25 protein-coding genes are annotated in these 24,600 nt (G+C 56.2%); 11 read left to right on the top strand and 14 right to left on the bottom strand.

From position 1 onward, the window contains the following. Window positions 1–2: 2 nt before the first annotated feature. Both LVJ83_RS13240 and LVJ83_RS13235 read left to right on the top strand, forming a co-directional pair. Window positions 3–602, top strand: coding sequence for an HAD family hydrolase (locus LVJ83_RS13240; protein ID WP_244785112.1), 600 nt, complete (start codon window positions 3–5; stop codon window positions 600–602). 321 nt (window positions 603–923) lie between these two features. Continuing rightward, complete coding sequence (locus tag LVJ83_RS13235) at window positions 924–1,595, top strand: glutathione S-transferase family protein (protein WP_244785111.1); 672 nt, start codon at window positions 924–926, stop codon at window positions 1,593–1,595. Window positions 1,596–1,646: 51 nt separating this feature from the next. Here LVJ83_RS13235 and LVJ83_RS13230 read toward each other — a convergent pair whose 3' ends face one another. Beyond that, on the bottom strand, window positions 1,647–1,961 hold the full coding sequence (locus LVJ83_RS13230) for a hypothetical protein (protein WP_244785110.1): 315 nt from the start codon (window positions 1,959–1,961) through the stop codon (window positions 1,647–1,649). A gap of 75 nt (window positions 1,962–2,036) precedes the next feature. Then, complete coding sequence (locus tag LVJ83_RS13225) at window positions 2,037–2,468, bottom strand: surface-adhesin E family protein (RefSeq protein WP_244785109.1); 432 nt, start codon at window positions 2,466–2,468, stop codon at window positions 2,037–2,039. A gap of 160 nt (window positions 2,469–2,628) precedes the next feature. Between LVJ83_RS13225 and recQ the strand changes: the two genes are divergently transcribed. Further along, a complete protein-coding gene (gene recQ / locus LVJ83_RS13220; protein WP_244785108.1) occupies window positions 2,629–4,953 on the top strand; it encodes a DNA helicase RecQ in 2,325 nt (774 codons plus the stop codon). A gap of 361 nt (window positions 4,954–5,314) precedes the next feature. On the opposite strand, the gene LVJ83_RS13215 is transcribed toward recQ, so the two are convergent. Continuing rightward, window positions 5,315–6,748, bottom strand: coding sequence for a basic amino acid/polyamine antiporter (locus tag LVJ83_RS13215; protein ID WP_244785107.1), 1,434 nt, complete (start codon window positions 6,746–6,748; stop codon window positions 5,315–5,317). Between the two features lies 1 nt (window position 6,749). Between LVJ83_RS13215 and LVJ83_RS13210 the strand changes: the two genes are divergently transcribed. Beyond that, complete coding sequence (locus LVJ83_RS13210) at window positions 6,750–7,067, top strand: hypothetical protein (RefSeq protein ID WP_244785106.1); 318 nt, start codon at window positions 6,750–6,752, stop codon at window positions 7,065–7,067. Window positions 7,068–7,069: 2 nt separating this feature from the next. Continuing rightward, window positions 7,070–8,230 (top strand): benzoate/H(+) symporter BenE family transporter, encoded by a 1,161-nt coding sequence (locus tag LVJ83_RS13205; protein WP_244785105.1) that lies wholly within the window; start codon window positions 7,070–7,072, stop codon window positions 8,228–8,230. A 96-nt stretch (window positions 8,231–8,326) separates the two neighbouring features. On the opposite strand, the gene LVJ83_RS13200 is transcribed toward LVJ83_RS13205, so the two are convergent. From LVJ83_RS13200 to apbC, 3 genes are all read right to left on the bottom strand, one after another. Then, complete coding sequence (locus LVJ83_RS13200) at window positions 8,327–8,632, bottom strand: hypothetical protein (RefSeq protein ID WP_244785104.1); 306 nt, start codon at window positions 8,630–8,632, stop codon at window positions 8,327–8,329. Between the two features lie 253 nt (window positions 8,633–8,885). Next, window positions 8,886–9,569, bottom strand: a complete 684-nt coding sequence (locus LVJ83_RS13195; RefSeq protein WP_244785103.1) for a 2,3-diphosphoglycerate-dependent phosphoglycerate mutase — start codon at window positions 9,567–9,569, stop codon at window positions 8,886–8,888. Window positions 9,570–9,725: 156 nt separating this feature from the next. Further along, the gene (apbC, locus tag LVJ83_RS13190; RefSeq protein WP_342345090.1) at window positions 9,726–10,832 is read right to left on the bottom strand and encodes an iron-sulfur cluster carrier protein ApbC; all 1,107 of its coding nucleotides are present in this window, start codon (window positions 10,830–10,832) and stop codon (window positions 9,726–9,728) included. 153 nt (window positions 10,833–10,985) lie between these two features. On the opposite strand from apbC, the gene LVJ83_RS13185 reads away from it, so the two are divergent. Next, window positions 10,986–11,942, top strand: coding sequence for an L-lactate dehydrogenase (locus LVJ83_RS13185; RefSeq protein ID WP_244785101.1), 957 nt, complete (start codon window positions 10,986–10,988; stop codon window positions 11,940–11,942). Window positions 11,943–12,158: 216 nt separating this feature from the next. On the opposite strand, the gene LVJ83_RS13180 is transcribed toward LVJ83_RS13185, so the two are convergent. Continuing rightward, window positions 12,159–12,302: a hypothetical protein gene (locus LVJ83_RS13180; protein ID WP_244785100.1), complete on the bottom strand. Its 144-nt coding sequence runs from the start codon at window positions 12,300–12,302 to the stop codon at window positions 12,159–12,161. A gap of 46 nt (window positions 12,303–12,348) precedes the next feature. Further along, complete coding sequence (locus LVJ83_RS13175; protein ID WP_244785099.1) at window positions 12,349–13,332, bottom strand: AraC family transcriptional regulator; 984 nt, start codon at window positions 13,330–13,332, stop codon at window positions 12,349–12,351. Between the two features lie 200 nt (window positions 13,333–13,532). On the opposite strand from LVJ83_RS13175, the gene LVJ83_RS13170 reads away from it, so the two are divergent. Next, the gene (locus LVJ83_RS13170; protein WP_244785098.1) at window positions 13,533–13,874 is read left to right on the top strand and encodes a carboxymuconolactone decarboxylase family protein; all 342 of its coding nucleotides are present in this window, start codon (window positions 13,533–13,535) and stop codon (window positions 13,872–13,874) included. 100 nt (window positions 13,875–13,974) lie between these two features. Beyond that, the gene (gene rclC, locus LVJ83_RS13165; protein WP_244785097.1) at window positions 13,975–14,556 is read left to right on the top strand and encodes a reactive chlorine resistance membrane protein RclC; all 582 of its coding nucleotides are present in this window, start codon (window positions 13,975–13,977) and stop codon (window positions 14,554–14,556) included. Window positions 14,557–14,697: 141 nt separating this feature from the next. On the opposite strand, the gene LVJ83_RS13605 is transcribed toward rclC, so the two are convergent. Together LVJ83_RS13605 and LVJ83_RS13150 are read right to left on the bottom strand one after the other, a co-directional pair. Then, window positions 14,698–15,174, bottom strand: a complete 477-nt coding sequence (locus LVJ83_RS13605; protein ID WP_280515216.1) for a pilin — start codon at window positions 15,172–15,174, stop codon at window positions 14,698–14,700. A gap of 36 nt (window positions 15,175–15,210) precedes the next feature. Continuing rightward, window positions 15,211–15,642 (bottom strand): pilin, encoded by a 432-nt coding sequence (locus LVJ83_RS13150; protein WP_244785096.1) that lies wholly within the window; start codon window positions 15,640–15,642, stop codon window positions 15,211–15,213. A gap of 495 nt (window positions 15,643–16,137) precedes the next feature. On the opposite strand from LVJ83_RS13150, the gene LVJ83_RS13145 reads away from it, so the two are divergent. Continuing rightward, a complete protein-coding gene (locus LVJ83_RS13145) occupies window positions 16,138–16,413 on the top strand; it encodes a hypothetical protein (RefSeq protein WP_244785095.1) in 276 nt (91 codons plus the stop codon). Window positions 16,414–17,141: 728 nt separating this feature from the next. On the opposite strand, the gene secB is transcribed toward LVJ83_RS13145, so the two are convergent. The 4 genes from secB to LVJ83_RS13125 all read right to left on the bottom strand — a co-directional run bounded on the left by secB (window position 17,142) and on the right by LVJ83_RS13125 (window position 21,840). After that, window positions 17,142–17,576 carry a protein-export chaperone SecB gene (gene secB / locus LVJ83_RS13140; protein WP_244785094.1) on the bottom strand — a complete coding sequence of 145 codons (435 nt, stop codon included), beginning with the start codon at window positions 17,574–17,576 and terminating at the stop codon, window positions 17,142–17,144. A gap of 64 nt (window positions 17,577–17,640) precedes the next feature. Beyond that, window positions 17,641–17,910 carry a glutaredoxin 3 gene (gene grxC, locus LVJ83_RS13135; protein ID WP_244785093.1) on the bottom strand — a complete coding sequence of 90 codons (270 nt, stop codon included), beginning with the start codon at window positions 17,908–17,910 and terminating at the stop codon, window positions 17,641–17,643. Between the two features lie 201 nt (window positions 17,911–18,111). Continuing rightward, the gene (gene dacB, locus LVJ83_RS13130; RefSeq protein ID WP_244785092.1) at window positions 18,112–19,584 is read right to left on the bottom strand and encodes a D-alanyl-D-alanine carboxypeptidase/D-alanyl-D-alanine endopeptidase; all 1,473 of its coding nucleotides are present in this window, start codon (window positions 19,582–19,584) and stop codon (window positions 18,112–18,114) included. An 87-nt stretch (window positions 19,585–19,671) separates the two neighbouring features. Next, window positions 19,672–21,840: a primosomal protein N' gene (locus LVJ83_RS13125; protein WP_244787791.1), complete on the bottom strand. Its 2,169-nt coding sequence runs from the start codon at window positions 21,838–21,840 to the stop codon at window positions 19,672–19,674. Window positions 21,841–22,472: 632 nt separating this feature from the next. On the opposite strand from LVJ83_RS13125, the gene pnuC reads away from it, so the two are divergent. Both pnuC and LVJ83_RS13115 read left to right on the top strand, forming a co-directional pair. Then, entirely contained in the window at window positions 22,473–23,216 is a 744-nt protein-coding gene (gene pnuC, locus LVJ83_RS13120) for a nicotinamide riboside transporter PnuC (protein ID WP_244785091.1), read from the top strand. 118 nt (window positions 23,217–23,334) lie between these two features. After that, window positions 23,335–24,576: an aromatic amino acid transporter gene (locus LVJ83_RS13115; RefSeq protein WP_244785090.1), complete on the top strand. Its 1,242-nt coding sequence runs from the start codon at window positions 23,335–23,337 to the stop codon at window positions 24,574–24,576. The last annotated feature ends 24 nt before the right edge of the window (window positions 24,577–24,600 follow it).

The raw sequence follows: 24,600 nt of genomic DNA, 5'->3' as shown, positions 1-24,600 counted from the left end.
ATATGAAGAAAACAGTGATTTTCGATTTGGGCAACGTTTTGCTGCGCTGGGATCCGCGAGCCATTCTGCGCCGCTTCAGTGATGACGAACAAGAGCGCAGGGCTTATGCGCAGGTGTTGTCGGGCCAATGCTGGCAGGCGCTGGATGCGGGCTTGATTGAATACGACAAAGCCTTGAAATTTTATGCCGGTTTGCTGCAAAAACCGCAGTCGGAAATCGAGCGGCTGATGCAGACCATGCGCGAATCGCTGGCGCCGCTGCCTTTGGGCGTGGCATTGCTGCGCGATTTGCACCAACAAGGCGTTGATTTAATCTGTATCAGCAATATGCCGCTGCACGCCATCCGCTATCTGCGCCATCGTTACGATTATTGGCCGCTGTTTCGCGGTATGGTGATTTCAGCCGAAGTGCAGTTCATCAAGCCCGATCCGGCCATTTTCCGCTATGCGCTGGAAACTTATGGGCTCAATCCGGCGCAAACGCTGTTTATCGACGATATGCAGGTGAATATTGATGCCGCCGCCGCATTGGGGATTGCCGGCGTGTGTTATCAAAACCGACCGCAAGATGTCGAACAGGTATACCGTTTTATCGAAAGCTGAGCGCTTGGAAAACGGATGAGGGTGAATCAACAGGCCGTCTGAAATGTTCAGACGGCCTGAGACTTTTGCAAAATCCCTATCTTAGGCACATTTCTTCGTTATGCGCTGCTTGAAAGCTTGCTGTCTAAATGAGATGTCTGCGCTTTCTGTGCTGCGCTAACTTCGAACTGTAATCAAAGCTAGGGTTTTGCAAAGAGTTCGGCCTGTTTTGTGATGGCTGCCGTGCTTGCGGCAAGAGGCTTTAGCTGATGGAGCGTTAAAATTTCCGTCGGCATCCTGTATAGTAGCGGGACAATGCTGTTTATCATTAAGGACAAGCCGATGCTGACTTTACATGCTTTGGCACAATCGCGCTCGCTGCGCATTGTGTGGCTGCTGGAATTATTGGGGGCGGATTATACGCTGCAACAACACGAGCGCCACCCCGATACGCTGTTGGCGCCGGCGGCTTTGAAAAACATTCATCCGCTGGGCAAGGCGCCGGTGTTGCAAGACGGTGATTTGATTTTGGCCGAGAGCGGCGCCATCACCGATTATCTGATTCAAACCTACGGCGGCGGCAGGCTGATGCCCGCGCCCGGCAGCGCCGATTATTGGGCGTATCAGCGCTGGCTGCATTATGCGGAGGCATCGTTGATGCCGCTGATGCTGATGGCGCTGGTGTTCCGCAAAATCGACAGCGCCCCTATGCCTTTCTTTGTCAAACCGGTAGCCAAAAAAATCAGCGCCCGCGCCCGCCAAAGCTTTATCGAGCCGCAAACTGCGCTGCATCTGCGTTATGTGGATCATGAGCTGGCAGGCAGGCGCTGGCTGATGGGCGATGATATCAGCGGTGCCGATATTATGATGAGCTATCCGTTGCAGGCGGCGGCGGTGCGTTTTGATGTGGCCGCTTACCCGCATATCAGTGCTTATTTGCAGCGTATTGAGGAAGATGAGGCTTACCGGCGGGCGCTGACCAAGGCAGGCAGCCCGATGTTGGCGGCCGTTTGACAGCTATCGTGAAGCTACCCGGCCGTCTGAAAACCGCCTGGCTGCCGCCGTTTATTGGCCGGAGCGGGCGGCGCTCCATGCGGCGTTCAGGCGTTCGCCGGCGGCTTGCAGGGCGGCATCATGTTGTGCTTTTGCCGCCTGCTCGGTTTGCAGCTCGCCCTCCAGGCGGGTAACATCGGCCTGCGCTTGTTGCAGGCGGCTTTGAGCGGCGGCCAAGTCGGTTTGCAGCGAGGTAATTTTGCTGCCGCTGCTGTTTTGGGCACTCAAGGCTTGACGAAAAGCGGCTTGCGCACCCAATAATTCATCGGCGGGGGCGGCATAGGCAAAGCTTGAGATGGCCAATGCCAAAATGATGATTTGTTTCATAAAATATCCTTTCTGTGATGTGGCGGCCGTCTGAAATGATGCGTGAACGTGCGGATTGGTTCAGACGGCCTGCGGTTATTTGCACACGGTTTCGAATTGTTTTTCGGTAATCGAGCCGCCCATCACCGACATCGGGCGCAGGCCGGCGGCGGTGTATTTTTGGTTCATCAACACTTGGCCGCGTTCGTCGAGCAATTGCAGGGCGGTAAGGCGGTAGGTTTTGTTGCGGCAGTGTATTTCCCATTCGCCCACGGCGGTTTTGTAGGCGGGGGTGTTGACATAGCGCTCTTCAGACGGCTTGAGCACGGTTTTCTTATCGCGAAACGTAGCCAGCTGGCCGTTGCGCTTGATGCTTGAAGTGTCGATGGCGGCTTTGATGTTGCCGCTGTTGATGGTGCCGATTTCTTTCCAGTTGCCGGCCACGTCGGGGCCGGTGGCGGCGCAGGCGGCAAGCAGCGCGGCCAAGGCGGCAGCGGCGGTGTAGTGCAGGGCGCGGGAAATATTCATGGGTTTCCTTTCAGACGGCCTTTAGCGAAAAGCCGTAAAACGATAAAATAGCACTTGATTGCGCTTCCTGGATAATGTGCGGAAGCAGTCAGTTTACCGGTCGGGGCCGTTAGATGTATCGGCTCCGTGTTGAAACCTATCATATAACGGATTGCCCTTTATGACCAACCCGCCCGCCGCCCGGCAGATTTTGCACGATGTGTTCGGCTACCCCGAATTTCGCGGCACGCAGGAAAACATCGTCAACACGCTGGCTGCGGGTAAAAGCCTGATGGTGCTGATGCCCACCGGCGGCGGCAAAAGCCTGTGTTATCAAATCCCCGCCTTGATGCGCGAGGGCGTGGCGGTGGTGGTGTCGCCGCTGATTGCGCTGATGAACGACCAAGTCGCCAATCTGCATGTGGCGGGTGTGGCGGCGGCGTGTGTGCATAGCGGCACCCATCCTGAGGATATTCGCCAAATCGCCGACGATATCGCCCAAGGCCGTCTGAAATTATTGTATGTTGCCCCCGAGCGTTTGGTAAACGAGCGTTTTCTGCGTTTTCTCGACCAAAACACCATCAGCCTGTTTGCCATCGATGAAGCCCATTGCGTGAGCCAGTGGGGGCACGATTTCCGCCCCGAATACCAGCAGCTGGGCCTTTTGGCCGAACGCTACCCCAAAGTGCCGCGTATCGCACTCACCGCCACCGCCGACGCCGAAACCCGCGCCGACATCAAACATTATCTCAAGCTGGAGCAGTCGCCCGAATTTGTCGCCAGTTTCGACCGCCCCAACATCTATTACCAGGTTATCGAAAAAAACAACGGCAAAAAGCAGCTTTTAGAATTTATTCAAAAGCAGATGGCCGGCCAAAGCGGCATCGTCTATTGCCTGAGCCGTAAAAAAGTGGAAGACGTGGCGGCATTTTTGTGCGAACACGGCCTCGATGCCATTCCCTACCATGCCGGATTGAGCATGGAAAACCGCGAAGCCAACCAGCGCCGCTTCACGCAGGACGACAACGTGATTGTGGTGGCCACCGTGGCTTTCGGCATGGGCATCGACAAGCCCGATGTGCGTTTTGTCGCCCACCTCGACATGCCGCAAAGCATTGAGCATTTCTATCAAGAATCCGGCCGCGCCGGCCGCGACGGCCTGCCTGCCGCCAGCTGGCTGTGCTACGGGCTGAATGACTGGGTGATTTTGCGCGAACGCATCCAGCAGGGTGCCAGCGGCGAGATGCAGAAAAACATCGAGTTGCAAAAGCTCGATGCCATGCTCGGCGTGTGCGAAACCGCCGACTGCCGCCGCGTGATGCTGCTGCAACATTTCGGCGAAACGAGCGCCCCCTGCGGCCATTGCGACAACTGCCTGCACCCGCCGGTGCGCTTTGACGGCACGGTATTGGTGCAAAAATTACTTTCGTGTATCTACCGGGTAGGCCAGCGTTTTGCCGCCGGTTATGTGATCAACGTGTTGCGTGGCAAGGGCGACGACTGGATAGCGCGCAACGGCCACGACAAGCTCTCTACCTACAACATCGGCAGCGAGCTGACCGACAAAGAATGGCGCGGCGTGATCCGCCAAAGCATCGGCTTGGGGCTTTTGAATGTCAACGTCACCGAATACCAATCGCTCCAACTTACCGAAGCGGCCAAAGCCGTGCTCAAAGGCGACAGCCAAGTATGGCTGCGCCCGCTCAAACGCGAAAAAGCCGCCACTCAAAAACCGAAAGACGACTGGCTGCGCACCGAGCGTGAAGAGCGTATCTGGCAGGCGCTCAGAAGCTGGCGCATCGAAAAAGCCCGCGCCGAAGAAGTGCCCGCCTATGTGATTTGCGGCGACAAAACCCTGCGCGACGTGGTGGAAAAAATGCCGCAAACACTGGCCGACCTGCACCATATCTACGGCTTGGGCGAAGCCAAAATCAACAAATTCGGCCTTGATATTCTCAATGTCTGCCACACCGCCGCCGATGACGACAGGCCGTCTGAAAACCCGTCGGAAAACCCGCCAACCGCCGAGCCGTCGTGGGCAGACGAGCGCCAACGGCAGCTGTGGGCGGCACTCACCGCCTGGCGCGATAAGCAGGCGCAAAGCGAAGGCTGTGCCCCCGGCAAAGTGTGCAGCGACGACACCCTGCGCGATTTGTTGAACCTCACCCCTGCCACCGGGCTGGATTTGCACGGCGTATACGGTCTGGGCGACGTGCGCAGCGGCAGATACGGCGCCGACATCCTCGCCGTATGCGCCCCGTTTGCAGACGGCCTCAGCCCCGAAAACGAACGCCGCCGCCAATGCATGCGCGCACTGCTGCAATGGTGTGCCCAAACCGCTGCCGCCGAAGGTGTTGAAGACTATCAGGTGCTCAGCAAAATCACCCTGCGCGCCCTTGCCGCCAAACAGCCGCAACGTCAGTCGGAGCTGTGTGAAGTGCACGGCATGGATGATGAGAAAATAGCGAAATACGGGGAAGCGTTGTTGAAACTGTGTGCCGAATAAAGGCCGTCTGAAAAAGAAAAGGTTTCAGACGGCCTTAAATGGAAAAGTAAAACAGCCGGCGTAGGTCGGATTCTCGAATCCGACATTTCCAACATCACCGCCATGCCGGGAAACAGCAGCAACAGCAACCGTTTGGCCGGGTGCAAGTATCCGACCTATGCCGTTGTTGCAAGCCGTTGGGTTTGTGAACCCGATGTTTCGCAAACCCAAGGCCGTCTGATACCCATTCACAAAAGTAAGCTAACAAGGCGGCGAGCCGAAGACAGTACAAATAGTGCGGCAAGGCGAGCCAACGCCGTTAGGTTATTTTTGTGAATTGGTATGAAACATCGGGTTCAGACGGCCTCTATTGATTCAATCATCAAGCGGACAGGCTCTGCACAAACTGCATCACCGCCGGCACGGCCAACACGGCCAGCAGCAACAAAATTGCTTTTTCATAGCCGTTGAAGCGCCAAGAGCCGTGGTGTTTGCGCTGCGAATAGAGAAATAGCAACACGCCCGGCAGATACAGCAGCACCGAAAACAGCAGATATTCCACCCCCGCGGCATACACAATCCACAGCGCGTAAGCGGTGGCCATCAGGCCGATGAGCTTGTATTTCGGCGCCAGGTTTTCGGTGAAGGCGATTTTCAGCAGAAACGCGCCGATTAAGAAATACGGAATCAGAATCATCGAAGTGGAAATCAGCAGCAGCGCTTCATAGCTGTTGCCGGTCTGCCACACCAAAAACAGGCATAATTGCACCGTGAGCGTGGTAAACAGCAGCGATTTGTGCGGCACTTCATTGCGGTTGAATTTCAGAAAAGAGGCCGGAAACGCGCCGTTTTTCGCGCCCAAATGCGGAATTTCAGTGGCATACAGCGTCCAGCTCAGATAAGACGACAGCACCGATACAATCAAACACACGCTGATTAACACTTTGCCCCAGCCGCCGACCATATGCGCCAACACGCCGGCCATTGAGGGATTGCTCATCGCCGCAATTTCAGCACGCGGCAATACGCCCTGCGCCAATACGGTAATCGCCACATACAGCGTGAGCGCAATCACCACGCCGATCACGGTGGCGCGCCCCACATCCAAACGCTTGCGCGCGTGTTTCGACAACACCGCTGCCCCTTCGATGCCGGTAAATACCCACAGCGTAATCAGCATGGTGTTTTTCACCTGGCTCATGATGCTGTTGTCTGCCACGGTTTCGGCGGCAATGCTCGCGCCGCGCCAGTCTGCAATGAAAATATCGGGTTGGAAAAAATACGCCGCCAAGCCGATAAACAGCAGCAGCGGAAATACCTTCACCACCGTGGCCACCAGATTCACCCCCGCCGCTTGTTTGATGCCGCGTGCCACTAAAGCATACACCAACCAGGCAATTACCGAGGCGCCGACAAACGAGGCAAACGTGTTGCCCTTGCCGAAAATCACCGCATCAGGCGTATCGACAAAAGTGCCGACGGCTTCAAACGCCACCACCAGATAGCCGACAATGCCCACGGTGGTGCAGAGCCAGTAGCCCCAGGCCGAAAAAAAGCCCATCAAATCGCCGAAGCCTTCGCGGGCGTAGGTGTAGATGCCGCCATCGAGGTGGGGGCGCAGTTTGGCCAGACTGGCAAAGGAAAGGCCGAGAAAGATAATGCCGATACCGGTAATCAGCCAGCCGATCAGCAGCGCTTGGGAGCCGGCCACGGCGGCCATGTTTTGCGGCAGGCTGAAAATACCCGAGCCGATCATCGAGCTGATCACCAGCGCCGTCAGCGCGGTGAGGCCGATTTTGGATTTGTTGGAAGCCATAATGATTGATGATGTTGAGATAAAAAAGAGAAGAATTTTAACAGAAAACAGCATGATATTTCTAAAAACATCGGTGTTGCGGTTTGCTGCGCAACGGGATAAGTGCATCGCGGTTTCAGACGGCATCCTGTTGGCAAAAGCCGCCCGGCCGTCTGAAATCGATTTGAGCCATCTTCCCCTTTTTTCTGTGCACACGGCAACCTTGCGGCCTGAAGCCTGCCTATCTGGGCGCGCCGCCACACACCAACGGATAGGCAGGAAACACAAACATCAGGTTAAAATATGTTATAAACACATTTTCCTGCCGGTTTGTGGATAAATATGAAACGTTTTGTTTTTTCTCCCGCTCATTTCGCCGCTGCTGTGGCGGCTTTGCTGGTGTCTTACGGCAGCAGCGCGGTGATTATTTTTCAGGCGGCGCAAACGTTTGGCGCCACCGATGCGCAGATTACTTCATGGTTTACCATTATCGGGCTGGTGTGCGGCGTGCTCACGCTGGGTTTGAGCGTGCGCTACCGGGCGCCGGTGATGATGGCCTGGTGCACACCGGGAGCGGCGCTGATGGTGGGCATGCACGGCATTTCGCTCAACGAAGCGGTGGCGGGGTTTATTTTTGCCGGCGCGGCGATGCTGCTGGTGTCGGCAGCGGGCTGGTTCGACCGCTTGGTGCGGCTGATTCCCGGCTCGCTGGCAGCGGCCATGCTGGCGGGAATTCTGATTAATTTCGGCAGCCGCGTGTTTACCGCCATGCAGGGGCAGACGGTGTTGGTGCTGCTGATGCTGGCCACTTACCTGCTCAGCAAAATCCGCATGCCGCGCTACAGCATTTTGCTGATGCTGCTGGTGGGGTTCGGCTACGCAGCTTCGGCCGGGCTGCTCGACTGGCAGCAGCTGCAATGGCGCGCGCCGGTGCTGGAATGGGTGCCGCCCGAGTTTCACATCGGCCACATCATCAGCGTGGGCGTGCCGCTGTTTATTGCTTCGCTGGCCACTCAGAATGTGCCGGGCATGGCGATTATGCGCAGCTACGGCTACGATACGCCGGCCAAACCGCTGATCAACAGCAGCGCCGCGGCCACGGTGTTGTTTGCGCCGTTTGGTGCGTTTATGGTGAATCTGGCCGCCATCAGTGCCGCCATCTGCATGGGCAGTGATGTGGATAAAGACCCGCAACGGCGTTATCTGGCCAATATCTGGCTGGGGGTGATGTATTTGGGCTTGGGTGCGGCCGGCGGCATGGTGGTGGCGCTGTTTGCCGCCCTGCCTGCCGAATTGCTGGCGGCGCTGGCCGGTATTGCCATTTTCGGCACGCTGCAAGCCAACCTGCTTGGCGCCTGGCAAGACGAAGCCACGCGTGAAGCTTCGCTGGTTACCTTGCTGGCGTCGGCCTCAGGCATGACGCTGCTCGGCATCGGCAGCGCGTTTTGGGGCTTGCTGATGGGTGTGGCGGTGTATCATCTGAATAAGAAAACCGCACGTTGAGCCGTTCACAAAAATAGCCCGTCTATCCTTTTTGCGTGCAGGCCGGCCGATGGCGCAGGTTATTTTTTGCATGGGTTTTCAGACGGCCTCAAGTGTTTACACCGCCTGCGCCACAAACCACCAGCACAGCGGCAGCAGCAACAGGGCAAACAGCGCCGTGGCCGCTTCAATCGAGAAAAACGCTTTGCGTTTGGCCAGCGAGGCATCTTCATCGGCCAGCACCAGAAAGCCGAACAGGGCGCTCACAAAAAACATAAAGCCCACCGGCAAAAACGCCAGATAATGAATATCGCGGCTGATGGTGCCGAACACCGCCACCGCCGATAGGGCAAACGCCACCATCAGGGTGAAGGTGCTGAAAAGAAACAGGCTCTGCCTGCTTTCATACAAGCGGTTTAACATGATGTGCTCCTGATTGTGTCGGGAAGCTTTATTCTAACGCAGAGTGCCGGTTTGTGGGGAATTCTACCCATTCACAAAAACCATCTGAGGTTGTTGGCCTGCCTAGCCGTACTGTCTTCGCCTTGTCGCCTTGTCGGCTTACTTTGGTGAACGGTATTTATCCCGTTCGGCACAATACAACAGGCCGTCTGAACAATATTTCAGACGGCCTGTTGTTGAAACCCGCTGCCGCAAAAGCGGGGCGGGTGCGGCATTAAAGGTAAAACTTCTCAACCACTTTCAAATCATCATCGAGCTTGTAAACCAGCGGCTGGCCGGTGGGGATTTCCAAGCCCATGATGTCGTCGTCGGAAATGCCTTCGATGTGTTTGGCCAATGCGCGCAGGCTGTTGCCGTGGGCGGCCACCAATACGCGTTTGCCGCTGATGATGGCGGGGGCGATTTGGTCTTCCCAGAAAGGCAGCACGCGCTCGAGGGTAACTTTCAGGTTTTCGCCGTCGGGCACCACATCGGCGGGCAGTTGGGCGTAGCGGCGGTCGTTGTGGGCAGAAAATTCATCGGCCGGGTCGAGCAGCGGCGGCAGGGTGTCGTAGCTGCGGCGCCAGATGTGCACTTGCTCATCGCCGTATTTTTCGGCGGTTTGCTTTTTGTCGAGGCCTTGCAGTTGGCCGTAATGGCGCTCGTTTAAGCGCCAGCTTTTGATTTGCGGCACCCACAATTGATCGCTTTCTTCCAGCACGATGTTGCAGGTTTTGATGGCGCGGGTGAGCACTGAGGTGAAGGCGATATCGAATTGGTAGCCTTTTTCTTTCAGTTTCCGGCCGGCGGCGGCGGCTTCGGCCAGGCCTTGCTCGCTCAGTTTGACATCGCGCCAGCCGGTAAACAGGTTTTTGGCGTTCCACTCGCTTTGGCCGTGGCGGATAAATACTAATTCCATGCGCTTGCTCCAATAGGGGTTAGTTGGCAAAACAGCTTTATAACATATTTTGATGTTGTCGTTGCGTGTTGCTTGTCGGGATTTGATGTGGGTTAAAAAGGCCGTCTGAAAGCCGCCCGGGCAGCGCGCCGGCAGCCGGTTTCAGACGGCCTGTTTTTATTCCACCACGATTTTCGGGAAGCGGCTGCTGAAATCTTTGCCTTTGTCGGCCACCGCCAGCGCCACTTGGAAGGCGGCGGCGGTGTAGATATCGGCAATGGCGGGTTGCTGTTCAAACAGCGCCGCAGCGGTGCCGTTGTCCATCGCTTCGCGCACGGGCAGGCTCAGCGGCAGCTGGCCGAGCAGCGGCACCTTGAGCTTGGCCGCCAAATCTTTGCCGCCGTCGCTGCCGAAAATGGCTTCGCTGTGGCCGCAGTGGGTGCAGATGTGCACCGACATATTTTCCAACACGCCGAAAATCGGGATATTCACCTTTTGAAACATGTCCACCGCTTTGCGTGCATCAATCAGGGCGATGTCTTGCGGCGTGGTGACCACCACCGAGCCGGTTACGGGGATTTTTTGCGACAGGGTCAGCTGGATATCGCCGGTGCCGGGCGGCAGGTCGATAAAAAGGTAATCCACATTGTTCCACTCGCTTTGAAACAATAATTGCTGCAAGGCCTGGCTGAGCATGGGGCCGCGCCATACCACGGCCTGATCGGTGTCGACCAGAAAGCCGATCGACATCACCTGCACGCCGCCTTCGGCCACCACCGGCACCAGTTTGCCGTCGCGCTGGTCGGGCTTGCCCTCGGCCACGCCGAACATGGTCGGCTGGCTGGGGCCGTAGAGGTCGGCATCGAGCACGCCCACACGGGCGCCCATGCGCGCAAGTGCGGCCGCCAGATTGGCGGTAGTGGTGGATTTGCCCACACCGCCTTTGCCCGAAGCCACGGCGATGATGTTTTTTACGCCTTTGATGGTGGCCACGCCGGGCTGCACTTTATGGGTAGCCACTATGGTGGTGAGGCTCAAATGCAGCGGCTGTGTGCCGGCCAGATCTTGCAAGGCCGTCTGAACGCGCGCGGCCAGCGCTTCGCCGATATGTTGCACAGGAAAGCCGAACTGTAAGGCAATATGCAGCCCGTCTGCGCGCGCTTCCACGCTTTGCACGGCATTTTCGCTGCCGAGAGTGCGCCCGGTAGTGGGGATTTCAACCGCAGCAAGGGCGGCTTCGATAGCTGGAATATTCATGTGAGAAACTCTTTGTGATGTGTGGATACGATTTTAACAGATTGGGGGCGCCGCCGCCGAAAAGCAACTGCCAAGGCGTGGGCGGCATCAGTTTTAACGCAATTTAAAGCAGACTAAATCACGCTACAAAATTGAAAACCACTATAATCGGGGTGAGACAAACCTTTTCAGGAGCGCAGCATGACGAAAAAAGTGGGCAACAAAGTCGTGGTAATCGGCACCGGCGCCGTGGGCATCAGCTATGCCTATTCCATGCTCAACCAAGGCCATTGCGACGATATGGTGCTGATCGACCTCAACCGCAAACGTGCCGAAGGCGAAGCGCGCGATTTGCGCCACGGCATGCCTTACGCGCCCACGCCCGCCAATATTTTTGTCGGCGGCTATGCCGATTGTGCCGATGCCGATATCGTGTGCATCTGCGCAGGCGTGCCGCAACGCAACGGCGAAACCCGCCTGGATTTAATCGACAACAATCTTAAAGTGTTTCACACCATCGTCAGCGAAGTGATGGCTTCAGGCTTTAACGGCATTTTTCTGGTGGCCACCAATCCGGTCGACGTGTTGTCTTACGCCACCTGGAAGTTTTCCGGCCTGCCCAAAGAGCGCGTTATCGGCTCGGGCACCATTCTCGACAGCGCCCGTTTCCGCGTGTGTTTGGGCAACGAATTCAATGTGGCGCCGGTGAGCGTGGATGCGCACATGATCGGCGAACACGGCGACAGCGTGATTGCCGCCTGGAGCGCCGCCCACATTGCCGGCATGCCGCTGAAACAAGTATTTGAGCAAGAAGCAAACGGCCGCGCGCGCATGGAAAAAATCCATCAAAATGTGCGCAACGCCGCCTACGACATTATCGAAGCCAAAGGCTCCACCAGCTTCGGCATCGGCATGGGGTTGAGCCGCATTTCCAATGCCATTTTGCACAATCAGGGCGTGGTGCTGACCGTATCCACCCTGTTGCAGGGCGAATTGGGGCAAGACAACGTATACATCGGCGTGCCTGCCGTTATCAACCGCCAAGGTGCCGTGCGCGTATTTGAAATTCCGCTGGATGAAAATGAAGCGGCAAAATTTAACCAATCGGCACAACTGCTGAAAAGCCATCAGCAAAAAGTGGATGATTTTCAGGCATAATCCGACCATCTGCAAAAAATCGAATGTGTATAAAACCGTTCAGACGGCCTGTTTGAGGCCGTCTGAACGGTTTGTTTTTTCAAACGGATAATGCCATTCACAAAAGTAAGCCGCAGGCCGGATATTTGTATCCGACAAATGGTTTGATATTCTTGTGATACCCAATGATTTTGGCCGTCTGAACAATATCGGATTCGAGCATTCGGCCTACAAGTATCACCCAGGGTGTCCGGACAATTCATGTATCATCCTTTTTTGCGCTAAAAGCACATCTGCTGCGTTAAAAAGCCTCGCAAGATGGCCGATCTTGCTGCGTTTTTTGCCTGGCATCTGCATTTTCAGGAACAAAAATCCCCTCATAAACAAATTGTCCGGACACCCTAGGCCGGTTTTGCGGTTGCGGCGGCTAAATCGCAAAATCCATCCAGACTTCGGCGGCCGGCGGCGATGTCTTGCCCAGTGATGCCGCCTGCATCCGGTATTGGCGCGGTGTGGCGCCGTAGTGCTGTTTGAAAAGGCGGGCAAAGTGCGATTCGGTTTGAAAGCCGGTGGCCAGCGCAATCTGCAACACGCTGTCGGTGCGGTTGCGCAGATACACCGCCGCCTGCCGCAAGCGGGTCTGCATCACAAACTGGTGCGGGCTTTGCGCCATGGCCGCCTGAAACACGCGCATAAATTGCGCGCGCGACAAATGCACCTGCTCGGCCATGGTTTCCACCGTCCAGGCGCCGGCCGGGTCGGCCATCACCGCCGCCAGCAAAGGCCGCAAGCGCGCATCCTGTTGGCCGCGCAGCAGCCCCGGCGGCGGATTCTGCCATTGCGGCTGCTGCCAGCAATAGCGCACCAGCCATACCAGCAGCGCTTGCGCCAAACCGTTGACCACGCTGTAGGCGCCTTCCGCTTCATCTTCGGCCGTCTGCATTTCCAGCTGCAACAAGCCCACCCAGGCGCGCAGTTGCGGCAGGTCCTGCCACGGCACAATCACCACCGGCGGATAGCCTTGCAGCAAATCATCCAGCAGGCTGCCCGGCAGCCGGTAATCAAAGCGCCCGCACAGCATGCCCAAATCTTCCCGCCCCGAAGTGTTGCTTTTCAAGGTCCACGGTCCGCGCCGGCAAAACGACACCGGCGCCGCCTCGCCGCTGCCGTTGTAATCGCTGATGCAATGCTCGCCGCCGCCGGGCAGAAACACCAAATCGCCCGCATACAGCCGCTGCGGCGGCGCATCCGGCAGCTGCAATACGCCCGTGCCCGAAGTGACGATATGCACATAAGCCCGCCGCTCTGTTTCCGGGTGGCGCAACTGCCAGCGCCCGCTCACCATGCATTGCGTGTCGATTGCCGCCGACACCTGCGCGTATTCCAGCAGCTTGTCTAAAATATTGCTCATCAAAAACCTTTATCTCATTTGTTGTTTTAGGACACCCTAGACCATCCCGGCTGTCAAAATCCATCCGTACACGAATGTTTAACAGCCGTTAATGCGCTTTTTGCAACGAAAAAAGAGATTATCAGATAAGCGAGTGTGCTGAAACAAGCGCAAAATAAACGCATCGATTATCAGCAAGACCACCGTAAAGGAGCAACACCATGTTTTTAGACTGGAAACAACACGCCGCGCTGGTGAAAAAAGCCTTCGGCAAACTCGGCGGCAAGCATCCGCGCATGTTGCAGGCTTATCAGGCGTTGGAGCAGGCCGCAGCTGCCGAAGCGCTTGATGCGAAAACCCGCGAGCTTATCGCCCTGGCCGTGGCGGTTACCACCCGTTGCGAAAGCTGCATCAGCGTGCATGCCGAAGCCGCAGTAAAAGCCGGCGCTACCGACAGCGAAATCGCCGGCGCCTTAGCCACTGCGATTTCACTCAACGCCGGCGCCGCCTACACCTATTCGCTGCGGGCGATGGAGGCCGTGGAGAGCCAGCGCGGAAATTAAGCCGGCTGGCAGTCAATATAAAAAATAAAACAAATACATAACACATTAAGCCAGGAAGAAATTCTTTTTTTAACCTGTAAATAACTTGAAAGGATTTACAATGGATTTCTATCGTGACTTAATCAACAAGATTGCCAACTCAGAGCAACTGGGTGTGCATTTATGCCGGATTGCTATCGCCGTGGTGTTTTTGTGGATAGGCTGGCTGAAATTTATTCCTTACGAAGCCGACAGCATCGTGCCGTTTGTGGCCAACAGCCCGTTTATGTCGTGGCTGTATAACGACCCGCTCAACTATCTGCAATATATGAACCACGAAGGCGCGCTGATACCCGAACACCGCATTTGGCACGAAGCCAACAACACCTACGGCTATTCCAACGGCCTGGGCGTGGTTGAAATTGCGTTTGCGCTGCTGCTGCTGTCGCACTATCTTTCGCCCAAAGTCGGCTTTTTCGGCGCCTTGCTGTGCTTTTTAACCCCGTTTGTGACCTTCACGTTTTTGCTGTTCACACCTGAAACCTGGGTGCACGGCGCCGATGCGCACACCGGCTTTCCCTACCTTTCCGGTGCCGGGCGTTTGGTATTGAAAGACATCATGATGCTGGCCTGCGGCTTCGTAGCCATGGTGGATTCGGCCAAAGCCATCCGCAAACAATCGGCTGATGCGGTTGCGGCATAAGCTTTGATCGGCAATAAAATCAGGCCGTCTGAAAACTGTTTCAGACGGCCTGATTTTATGCTGGATTTGTTAGGCGGTTGTGGGTGGGTTGTGTGGGCAGCGATGACGCTACAATAGCTGCACGGTTTGTGAGTTGGCCATTTATTTGCAAGAAACCGGCAGGAAATTATCAGGTACGGTGCCGCCGCAAACCCAAGAGGTGTTCCCTTGCTGGTCATTTACGGTAAACCCGGGCGTTAAGGTAACGGTTAATCCCTGGATGGGGGTAGCAGCTTGCTGGGAGATGGTGGCGGTGATAACACCGCTATTGTTATCTACGTTAATCCTATCCACATAATTACCCGCATTACCCCCTCTTTGAGAGATGGCTGCATTGATGGGGAGGCTACCGGTATCCGCATAAGCAGCTTCTACTTCAACTTTTAAACTTGCGGCCAATTGAATGGCTTCCGATACTTGAGCACGGGCAACATAATTTGTGTAGGCAGGTAAAGCTATTACCGCCAATATGCCGATGATACCTATCACAATCATCAGTTCAATTAACGTAAATCCTTTTGTTCGATGGTTAGATAGCATAGCCGCCCCTTGAATATTTTCATAGAAAAAGCGGGGCATAAGCCCCGCTTTTTTAACTTTGATTATCGTGCCTGTTTACTCGCGGCAAGATGCAGGGCGGAATTTGGCGTCAATGGTGCCATTACAAGCCCAAGTAAAGGAGCCGCCTTGTTGAGTCGGCGTAAGTGTTAAGGTTCTGCCTCGGATATCGGCATTTGTATCTGTTTCGCGCATGGTTGCAGTAATAACACCCTCACCACCAATCGTCACTTGTTCTACATAACGGCCATTAATATCCGTCGGCGCTGCTACGCCTGCGTCTGCATTATCATCCGGCCATTCACCACGATCGGCAAAGAATTCGGTAACGGCTGCTTTTTGGCCTTCAGCCAAAGAGAAGGCTTCAGATACTTGAGCGCGTGCAGTGTAGTCTTGGTAAGCCGGCAAAGCGATGACAGCCAAAATACCGATAATGGCAATAACAATCATCAGCTCGATTAAAGTAAAGCCTTTTTGGGTTGCTTTCATGTTCTTAAAACTCCAAAATAAATGAAATGTGAATAATTTTTAGTATAAAACCGTAATGTGTTCGGCATGTTTATAGCAAAACGAAGAAGGAATAAACAGCTTTCCGCCCTTGCCGCGCCGCTGCTCTGATTCGGCACGTGGGTGGCGGATGAGTGGTAGCAAGCATCTGCCATGCCAAATATTTAAAACAGCGGTGAGTTTTTATAATAAATTGTTTTATATTAATTTTTATATTTTTGGCTTTTGAAAGCCTACCGTTTCAGACGGCCTGAAACGGTAGGCGTGGCAACAGGCTGCCGCATTTTGTCAGTTTTGGCGTTTTTTGTCATGCATTTTGTGTATTTTTTCGGCATAACAAGCCGGTTGCCGGAGGCGGCTGTCTGTGAGCGGAAAAGGGTAGGCGGCAAGATAATATTTTTGGCATTTTCTGTTATTTTGAAAGTTATTCTTGTTATGTTACTATCCGAGCCTTTCTAATTTATGCCGGCTGTGTGAATGATGCGTACGCCTTTTGATGAACCGAAATATGCGCCTGTGGTCCGCCCGGGGGAATGGTTGTGGGCGGTGGCGGTGATGATGCTGCCGCCGCTGAATCTGCTTGCTGCTTGTTTTTGGCTGTTTGGGCGCAATACCAATCCGAGTAAGGTCAATTATGCCAAGGCTTTGCTGATGCTGTATGGCTGGTTGGCGGTGGCGGGAGGTGTGGCTTGGGTGGTGTTGGAGCGCAGCGGTTATTTGCCGCTGCTGCTGGGTTTTTTCGGGGCGGCTTGAAAAAGCGGGCGGCTGAGTTTGTTGAAGTGTCGGGCGGGGCGGGTTATGTTTTGCTCCCGTGGAGCAGGGAACGGAGTGCCGCGCTGCCGACAGAGCGCTCATCAAACGCTGACCGAACCACCCGAACGGTAATCGAACGCCGGCGGATAATTTCATTTCCGTTATCCATCAGCCCGGCAGCCCGTGATGATTGGCTCCGTGCCCGAGTGTTGCGCTGTAAGCCTGCTGCATTGCTGCTCTTCGCGCATACCCTTTACAAAAATCACCTGGCTGCATCGGTTTGCCTTATCCGCTCACTTTTATGAATGGATATTATTCTGTAAACAAGGCCGTCTGAAAGCATGTTTTTTCAGACGGCCTTTGTATGCGCAGGGTTTTCGTGGGCAGAATTCATGCGATACACGATGTGGGTCGGATGTTTGAATCTGACATTTTCAGACGGCTGAAATCATTTGGTATCAATAAGAATCTCGAACGATTTGTCGGATACAAGTATCTGATCTGCGCCTGCCACACTTGTTCCACCAAAAGTTTGAATGTTCAGCAACACCATTCCCTCCCGTGCCAACGGGTTAGGGCAAAACAGTAAAGGGCTGTCGGCAGCCAATGTGAAAATAACCTGATTGCGTTGGCTTGTCTTGGCTATCTATACGCTGAATATATGCTGAAGGCCGTCTGAAACGCTTGCAGATGCGGGTTTCAGACGGCCTTTGTGTGGTGCTTTGATATCAGGCGTTGCCTTCTTGGTTTTGCTGATACATGGCTTCGAAGTTAATCGGGGCGAGCAGCACGGGCGGGAAGCCGGCGCGGGTGATGGTGTTGGACACGGCTTCGCGGGCGTAGGGGAAGAGGATGTTGGGGCAGGCTACGGCCAGCAGCAGTTGCACGTCTTCTTCGGGGATGTTGGCGAGGCGGAAAATGCCGCCTTGCGATACTTCGTTGAGGAACATCACGCGTTCGTCTTCGAGCTTGGCGGTTACGGTTACGGTTACGCTCACTTCATAGAATTCGTCTTCGAGTTTGCTGCTCTCGGTGGAAACGCGCATGTCGACTTCCGGCTCGCTTTGCTCCAGAAAAATGCGCGGGGCATGCGGCACTTCCAGCGACATATCTTTTACATACAGTTTTTCGATGCTGAATACGGGTTGTAATTCTTCGCTCATAAGGGTTTCTCTCTATAGGAGGGGTTGGGCTGCGTTTGCAGCAAAGGATATCGGGTGCTGTGTTTCAGTCTTGCGGCTCGCCGTTCAGCAGCTCGTTTAGGCCGCCTTGTCGGTGCAGGCTGTATAAATCGGTAAAACCGCCGACGTGGGTGGTGCCGATAAAAATCTGCGGCACGCTGCGCTGGCCGGTAATCTGCTGCATTTCGGCATAGGCGGCGGGGTCGCGGTCGACGCGGATTTCTTCGATGCCGGTAACGCCGAGTGATTTTAAAAATTGTTTGGCCATGGTGCAATAAGGGCAGTAGGGGCCGGAGTAGAGCTTGACGGGTTGCATAAGGGGGCGTTTGCTTTCGGTTGTGCGGTTTGGTCGGCCGGGGTTGGCGGCCATTCGTGTATGAGGCAAATACTCATTCATCGAATCGAATGGTTACGAAGCCCCAATATGTGGGCGCGGCTTCGATTTTACAAGGCTTGCGGTTTTTGTAAAAGTGCGCGGGTATGCTGTTGCGGACCGGGTGTCGGCAAGGATTTGTTTTTAATGGGTTTCAGACGGCCTTGCTGAAAGGTGCGCTGTTGCGCCATACACGCCGGCTGCTTGCAGGAGATCGGTCAGCAGTTTGTCGAGATCGGGCAGATAGTCGGGCGAGCGATCGCTGTTGATAATCACCACCAGGGCGAGTGGGGGCTGTGTGGCGGTTTGCGGCAGCCAGTAGCCGGCCAGTGCGCGCACGTTTTTGAGGGTGCCGGTTTTCAGGTGCAGCGGGCGGCCGATATGTTTGAAACGGTTTTTGAGGGTGCCGTCGTGACCGGCAACGGGCAGGCTGTCGGTAAAGGCCGTCTGAAAGGGGCTGTGCCAGGCGTTGGCGAGTATTTGGCCCAGCATGCGCGCTGTGAGCCGTTCGCGCCGCGAGAGGCCGGAGCCGTTTTCCAGCACCAGCGCTTCATCATCGATGCCTGCCTGTACCAATTGGCGGCGGACTTCGGCTTCGGCACGTCGCGCGGTGCTTGGGTTGCCGGCGGTTGAGCCCAAGGTGAGAAACAAGCTGCGGGCGATGATGTTGTTGGAATGTTTGTTCATGTCGGCGAGCACTGCGGCCAGCGGCTTTGATTGGTTGGCGGCCACGGTGGTGGCGTGCCGGGGTGCGCGGCCGGTGCGCCAGCCGTCTGCAATGCCGCCGCCCGCGGCGCGCCAGTGGTTGATAAAGCTTTTGCCGGCAAAGGCCGTCGGGTCGAGCATATTGATAAAGATTTCCTGCCCCAGGCAGCTTGCGGGTATTTGGCCGTCAAACCATAAGGTGCCGTTTTGATAGCGGGCTTGCAGATAGGGTTTCAGCGATCGGCAGGCCGTGGTGCCGGCGGTAATGGTGCTGCGGTTTTGCAGGGGGATGCCCGGCAGCGGCGGGTTGAGCGAGATCTCGGGGTTGCCGAGCGCGTTGCGTTCGGGTTTGGCCCACACCACTTTATAGGCCAGCATCTGCGGGTCGGGCGCGGTGGCGAAGGTTTCGCCGGCATCGTCGTCGAAATCATCGGCGCTGCCTGTGCTTTGCCACACGCTGCGGTCGAGCACCAGTTGTCCGCTGATGTTGCGGATGCCTTGTGTGCGCAACTGGCTTTGCATGTCGAGCAAGTCGTTTTGGTCGAGCACGGGGTTGCCGCTGCCCACCCAGTAAATATCGCCTTCCAACACGCCGTTGCGGACGGCGGCATCGGATTTCCATTCGGTGAGCCAGCGGTAATCATCGCCCAATGCGCGCAGGGCGGCAAAGGTGGTCACCAGTTTCATGGTGGAAGCGGGGTTGACTGCTGCATCGGCGCGGTGGGCGGCAATCACTTCGCCGCTGGCCAAGTTTTGCGCATACACGGCAACTTCGTCGGTGCGGATGCGGCCGAAATCCAGCGCGGCGGCATGGGCAGACAGCGCCAGCAGCGCGGTTATCAAGAGGGTGCGGAGCATTTCAGACGGCCTGGGCTTAATCGTGTTCATGGTGGTGTAGGGCAAAAAAATCATGAGGCGGCGGGTTAGATTGTTTGGTCAACGGATATTACAGGCCGTCTGAAAGCGTTGGCAAAATGCTGGGCAGACGGACGCTCTTTTTTATACTTCTTGCGGATCGATGTCTACCGACCAGCGCACTTTATGATGGCTGTGATGTTGCAGCAGCCGCAGCCATTGTGCCACCGCCTGATGCAGGGCGCGGCGGTCGGGACTTTCAAGAAACAGCTGTGCCCGCTCGCGCTCGGCCAGCCGCACCATCAGCATCGGCGCGGGGCCCATTTGCGATACGGTGTCGGGCAGCTGCTCCGCCACTTCGGCTTTGATGTCGTGCAGAAATTGCAGGGCGGTGCCGATATCGGGCGCATCGGCGCGGATGGCCGCTTGAAAACCGTAGGGCGGCATGGCAAACAGCCGGCGTTCGGCCAGCGCTTCATCGGCAAAGCGGCGGTAATCTTGCATTTGCACGGCGGCAAACACGGGGTGGTCGGGCAGTTGGGTTTGAATCAGCACGCGGCCGGCGGATTCGGCGCGGCCGGCGCGGCCGGACACCTGCATCAGCTCGGCAAATAATCGCTCGGGCGCGCGGAAATCGGCACTGTAGAGGCTGCCGTCGGCGTTGAGCACCAGCACCAGATTGAGGCGGGCGAAATCGTGGCCTTTGGCCAGCATCTGCGTGCCGACCAGAATGTCGATGCTGTGTTCGCTGATGCGGCGGTATAAGTTGGCCCAATCGTTTTTGTTGGCGGTGCTGTCGCGGTCGACCCGCTCGATACGGGCTTGCGGCAGGGCTTGGCGCAGGGTTTCTTCCACCCGCTGGGTGCCGTGGCCGACGGCGGTCAAATCTTGGTTGCCGCAGTCGGGGCATTGGCGGGGTATGGCTTGGCGGTAATCGCAATGGTGGCAGCGCAACTGGCGCGCGCGTTGGTGCAGCACCATTTTGGCGGAGCAGCGCGGGCAGCCGAATGTGTGGCCGCAGTCGCTGCAAAACAGGGCGGGGGCAAAGCCGCGGCGGTTGAGGTAAACCAACGACAGGCCGCCCTGACGGAAGTTGTCGTGCAGCAGCTTGAGCGCCGGCGTGGAAAAGCCGTTGTCGAGTTTCAGACGGCGTATGTCGAGAATCTGCACCTGCGGCAGTTGTGCGGCGGTGTGGGCGCGCCGGCTCAGCTCAAGCAGCATGTATGCGCCGCTGTGCGCTTTGTGCCAGCTTTCCAGGCTGGGGGTGGCGCTGCCGAGTATGATCGGGCAGGCGGCCTGTTGTGCTCGCCACACCGCCAAATCACGGGCGTGGTAGCGCAATTCGTTTTCTTGCTTGAACGAGGTGTCGTGCTCTTCATCGACCACAATCAGCCCCAAATCAGGCAGCGGCGTAAACACCGCCAGACGGGTGCCGATAATCAGTTTGGCCTGGCCGAGCCGGGCGCGCAGATAATCTTGTGTGCGGGCGCCGGCGGCGGTTTGGCTGTGCAATACGGCGGTGGGCACATCGGCGAAACGCGCCTGCACGCGCTTGAGCAGTTGCGGGGTGAGGTTGATTTCGGGCAGCAGAAACAAAACCTGCTGCCCCGCGGCCAACACTTTGGCCATCACGTCGAAATACACTTCGGTTTTGCCGCTGCCGGTAATGCCGTAAAGCAGAAACGGCCGAAAGCTGCCCGAGGCGGCGGACACGGCTGCGGCGGCGGCCTGCTGGTCGGGGTTGAGGTGGTGTTCAGACGGCTGCAACACGGGCGCGGCGGCGCTGTGGCGGCTTATCCAGCCTTGTGCCGCCCATGTTTCAACCAGCTTGGGCGCTTGCGGGTGCAGCTGTTTCAAGGCCGGCATGGCGGGGCTGCCGGACTGCAAAGCCTGCCACAAGGCTTGTTTTTTGCGGTGGTGCGCCGGCGGTGCGGTTTGCTGCCTGCCGGTGGCGTTGAGCGTGTAAAACTGCGGCGGTTCGGGTTGGGCGGCCGGGCGGATTTCTTTCAAACCCTGCGGCAGTGCGGCGGCCACGGCCTGACCGAGCGGGTAGTGGTAATAGCGGGCGGTAAATTCAAGCAGCCGCCGCCAGCTTTCGGGCAGCGGCGCTTCATGGGCGAAAACGGTATGCACCGGCAGGATTTTGCGGGTGTCGACGGTGGGGGTAACGCCGCTTTGCCACACAATGCCGGCCACGGTTTTGTTGGTAAACGGCACCGCCACCCGCGTGCCTGCGGGTAGGGCTTCGGGGTGGCTGTAGGTAAGCAGGCCGCCGGCCAGCGGCACGTTGATGGCGATGTGGTGGTAGATCATGGGGCTATTATAAGGCACCGCGGGGCAGTCATACCAATGCATAAAATAATAGCCGTTCACAAAAGCAAGCCGGCAAGGCGGCGGGCAAAAGCGATAGCTTTTGTGCGCTGACACAGGCCGATGCTGTCGGATGGGTTGGGTACCTTAGGGTGTCCTGACCATTCGTTTTAAGAGTGTATTTTGCCCTGAAAGCGCATCTGCTGCGTTAAAAAGCCTCGCAAGATGTCCAATCTTGCTGCGTTTTTTGCCTGGTATCTGTATTTTCAGGAACAAAAATCCCCTCATAAACAACACATCAGGACACCCTAGGGTGTCCTGACCATTCGTTTTAAGAGTGTATTTTGCCCTGAAAGCGCATCTGTTGCGTTAAAAAGCCTCGCAAGATGTCCAATCTTGCTGCGTTTTTTGCCTGGCATCTGCGTTTCCAGGAACAAGAATTCCCTCATAAACAACACATCAGGACACCCTAGGCCGTCTGAAATCAGTATTTGATGCTGCGGCCTATATTTACCTTTACCTACATAAGAAATTATATTGAAAATAATATTTTCAGACGGCCTTTGCAGTCACTTACATTTTGGGCATAATCTCTGTTTACGCAATCTCATCATCACCGGCAAAGAAGAAACCGAATGAACATTATGCAATGGCTGAAACACGAACTGTTTGACGGCTGGACGAAGTTTGAAGCCGGCTGGCTGGGGTTGTTTGTGGCGATTCAGGCGGCGGTGTTTATTGTTCAGCCCGATTCGCCGGCGGCCAGTATTGCCGCTGTCTGCGGTATTTTGTGTGTGGTGTTTGTGGGCAAGGGCAAAATCAGCAATTATTTTTTCGGGCTGATATCGGTGTCGCTTTATGCTTATGTGTCGTACACCTTCAAGCTTTATGGTGAGATGATGCTGAATCTGCTGGTTTATGTGCCGGTGCAGTTTATCGGCTTTGCAATGTGGCGCCGCCACATGACCCGTGAAAACACGCTCAGCCGCAACAATGCGCCGGAAGTGATGGCCAAAGCGTTAAGTGTGAAACAGTGGGCCTGCGTGGTGGTGGGCACGGTAATCGGCACGCTGGCCTATATCGAGCTGCTCAAATCGCTCGGCAGCGCCCTGCCGGCGCTCGATGGCGCCACGGTGGTGATTTCGATGGTGGCGCAGCTGTTGATGGTGTTGCGTTACCGCGAGCAGTGGGTGTTGTGGATTTTGGTCAACATCCTCACCATTGCGCTGTGGACGGGTATGTGGCTGCACCACCATGAAACCAGCCTGCCGCTGTTGCTGATGTATGTGATGTATTTGTGCAATTCGGTGTATGGTTATTATAACTGGACGCGCCTGGTGCAGCGGCATCAGACGGCATCATACCCATTACAAAAATAACTTCACGGCGTTGGTTCGCCGCCTTGTTCGCTTACTTTTGCGAATGGGTATAATATGCGGGCTTGATTAAGTTTTCCGCCAACCGCCGGTCTTTTTCAGACGGCCAGAAAGAATTGTTATGTCTGCCACCCCTCCCTCGCTGCTCGGCGGCGCATTGATTATCGCCGGCACTGTTATCGGTGCCGGCATGTTTGCCAACCCCACGGCCACTTCGGGCGTGTGGTTTGCCGGCTCGCTGCTGGTGTTGCTGTATACGTGGTTTTCGATGCTCTCTTCAGGCCTGATGCTGCTGGAAGTCAACACTCATTATCCGCACGGCGCCAGCTTCGATACCATGGTGAAAGATTTGCTCGGCCGCGGTTGGAATGCGGTTAACGGCTTGGCGGTGGCGTTTGTGCTGTATCTGCTCACCTATGCCTATATTTTTGTCGGCGGCGATCTGACGGCGCAGGGCTTGAGCCGGCTGGTCGGCGGCGGGGTCGGCCTGCCTGCCGGGCAGTTGGTATTTTTTGTGGTATTGGCGTTTTGCGTGTGGGCTTCCACCCGTCTGGTCGACCGCCTGACCAGTATTTTAATCGGCGGCATGATTATCGCCTTTTTCTGGGCCACCGGCGGGCTGATTACCCATGTGCAGCTGCCGGTGTTGCTCGACAGCGGGGCGGCCGAGGGCTCGCGCTACTGGATTTATGCCGCCACCGCTTTGCCGGTGTGCCTGGCTTCGTTCGGCTTTCACGGCAATGTGTCGAGCCTGCTCAAATATTTCAACGGCAATGCTCCGAAAGTGGCGCGGGCATTGTGGTTGGGCACGCTGATTGCATTGGTTATCTACGTCGTGTGGCAGCTGGCCATTCAAGGCAATCTGCCGCGCCATGAATTCGCACCGGTGATTGCTGCCGAGGGGCAGGTGTCGGTGTTGATTGAAACGCTGTCCCATTTTGTGCCCACCGGCAGCATGGGGGTAATTCTGTCGTTTTTTGCCTATTTGGCGATTGCCACCTCGTTTTTGGGGGTGACGCTGGGCTTGTTTGATTATCTGGCCGATATGTTCAAATGGGACGACAGCACCGCCGGCCGCAGCAAAACCGCAGCGCTTACGTTTCTGCCGCCGCTGGTGGCCTGCCTGCTGTTTCCCACCGGCTTTGTGACCGCCATCGGTTATGTCGGCTTGGCCGCCGCGGTGTGGACGGCGCTGATTCCTGCCATGCTGCTCCACAAAGCGCGCAAGAAATTTCCCGACAGCCGCGGCTACCGCGTCTATGGCGGCATGTGGCTGATTGTGTGGGTGTTTGCCTTCGGCGTCATCAATATCGCCGCCCAAATTTTGAGCCAGCTGGAAAAAGTGCCGGTGTTTAAAGGTTGAGGTTTGTTTAGGGTATCCTAATCA

Origin of the sequence: Uruburuella testudinis, assembly GCF_022870865.1 — a bacterium.
GTDB classification, from domain to species: domain Bacteria; phylum Pseudomonadota; class Gammaproteobacteria; order Burkholderiales; family Neisseriaceae; genus Neisseria; species Neisseria testudinis.
Note: the sequence above shows the minus strand (reverse complement) of the source record. Positions and strands in the feature narration are given on the sequence as shown.

Excerpts from the sequence above, each read along its gene's own strand:
- LVJ83_RS13240 (WP_244785112.1), top strand. The coding sequence starts at position 3 with ATGAAGAAAACAGTGATTTTCGATTTGGGCAACGTTTTGCTGCGCTGG.
- LVJ83_RS13170 (WP_244785098.1), top strand. The coding sequence starts at position 13,533 with ATGTTTTTAGACTGGAAACAACACGCCGCGCTGGTGAAAAAAGCCTTC.
- LVJ83_RS13210 (WP_244785106.1), top strand. The coding sequence starts at position 6,750 with ATGATTGATGATGTTGAGATAAAAAAGAGAAGAATTTTAACAGAAAAC.
- pnuC (WP_244785091.1), top strand. The coding sequence starts at position 22,473 with ATGAACATTATGCAATGGCTGAAACACGAACTGTTTGACGGCTGGACG.
- rclC (WP_244785097.1), top strand. The coding sequence starts at position 13,975 with ATGGATTTCTATCGTGACTTAATCAACAAGATTGCCAACTCAGAGCAA.
- grxC (WP_244785093.1), bottom strand. The coding sequence starts at position 17,910 with ATGCAACCCGTCAAGCTCTACTCCGGCCCCTACTGCCCTTATTGCACC.
- LVJ83_RS13235 (WP_244785111.1), top strand. The coding sequence starts at position 924 with ATGCTGACTTTACATGCTTTGGCACAATCGCGCTCGCTGCGCATTGTG.
- LVJ83_RS13175 (WP_244785099.1), bottom strand. The coding sequence starts at position 13,332 with ATGAGCAATATTTTAGACAAGCTGCTGGAATACGCGCAGGTGTCGGCG.
- LVJ83_RS13150 (WP_244785096.1), bottom strand. The coding sequence starts at position 15,642 with ATGAAAGCAACCCAAAAAGGCTTTACTTTAATCGAGCTGATGATTGTT.
- LVJ83_RS13115 (WP_244785090.1), top strand. The coding sequence starts at position 23,335 with ATGTCTGCCACCCCTCCCTCGCTGCTCGGCGGCGCATTGATTATCGCC.
- LVJ83_RS13205 (WP_244785105.1), top strand. The coding sequence starts at position 7,070 with ATGAAACGTTTTGTTTTTTCTCCCGCTCATTTCGCCGCTGCTGTGGCG.
- LVJ83_RS13145 (WP_244785095.1), top strand. The coding sequence starts at position 16,138 with ATGATGCGTACGCCTTTTGATGAACCGAAATATGCGCCTGTGGTCCGC.
- LVJ83_RS13125 (WP_244787791.1), bottom strand. The coding sequence starts at position 21,840 with ATGATCTACCACCACATCGCCATCAACGTGCCGCTGGCCGGCGGCCTG.
- LVJ83_RS13230 (WP_244785110.1), bottom strand. The coding sequence starts at position 1,961 with ATGAAACAAATCATCATTTTGGCATTGGCCATCTCAAGCTTTGCCTAT.
- LVJ83_RS13200 (WP_244785104.1), bottom strand. The coding sequence starts at position 8,632 with ATGTTAAACCGCTTGTATGAAAGCAGGCAGAGCCTGTTTCTTTTCAGC.
- recQ (WP_244785108.1), top strand. The coding sequence starts at position 2,629 with ATGACCAACCCGCCCGCCGCCCGGCAGATTTTGCACGATGTGTTCGGC.
- LVJ83_RS13195 (WP_244785103.1), bottom strand. The coding sequence starts at position 9,569 with ATGGAATTAGTATTTATCCGCCACGGCCAAAGCGAGTGGAACGCCAAA.
- LVJ83_RS13225 (WP_244785109.1), bottom strand. The coding sequence starts at position 2,468 with ATGAATATTTCCCGCGCCCTGCACTACACCGCCGCTGCCGCCTTGGCC.
- LVJ83_RS13215 (WP_244785107.1), bottom strand. The coding sequence starts at position 6,748 with ATGGCTTCCAACAAATCCAAAATCGGCCTCACCGCGCTGACGGCGCTG.
- dacB (WP_244785092.1), bottom strand. The coding sequence starts at position 19,584 with ATGATTTTTTTGCCCTACACCACCATGAACACGATTAAGCCCAGGCCG.
- LVJ83_RS13185 (WP_244785101.1), top strand. The coding sequence starts at position 10,986 with ATGACGAAAAAAGTGGGCAACAAAGTCGTGGTAATCGGCACCGGCGCC.
- secB (WP_244785094.1), bottom strand. The coding sequence starts at position 17,576 with ATGAGCGAAGAATTACAACCCGTATTCAGCATCGAAAAACTGTATGTA.
- LVJ83_RS13180 (WP_244785100.1), bottom strand. The coding sequence starts at position 12,302 with ATGAGGGGATTTTTGTTCCTGAAAATGCAGATGCCAGGCAAAAAACGC.
- LVJ83_RS13605 (WP_280515216.1), bottom strand. The coding sequence starts at position 15,174 with ATGCCCCGCTTTTTCTATGAAAATATTCAAGGGGCGGCTATGCTATCT.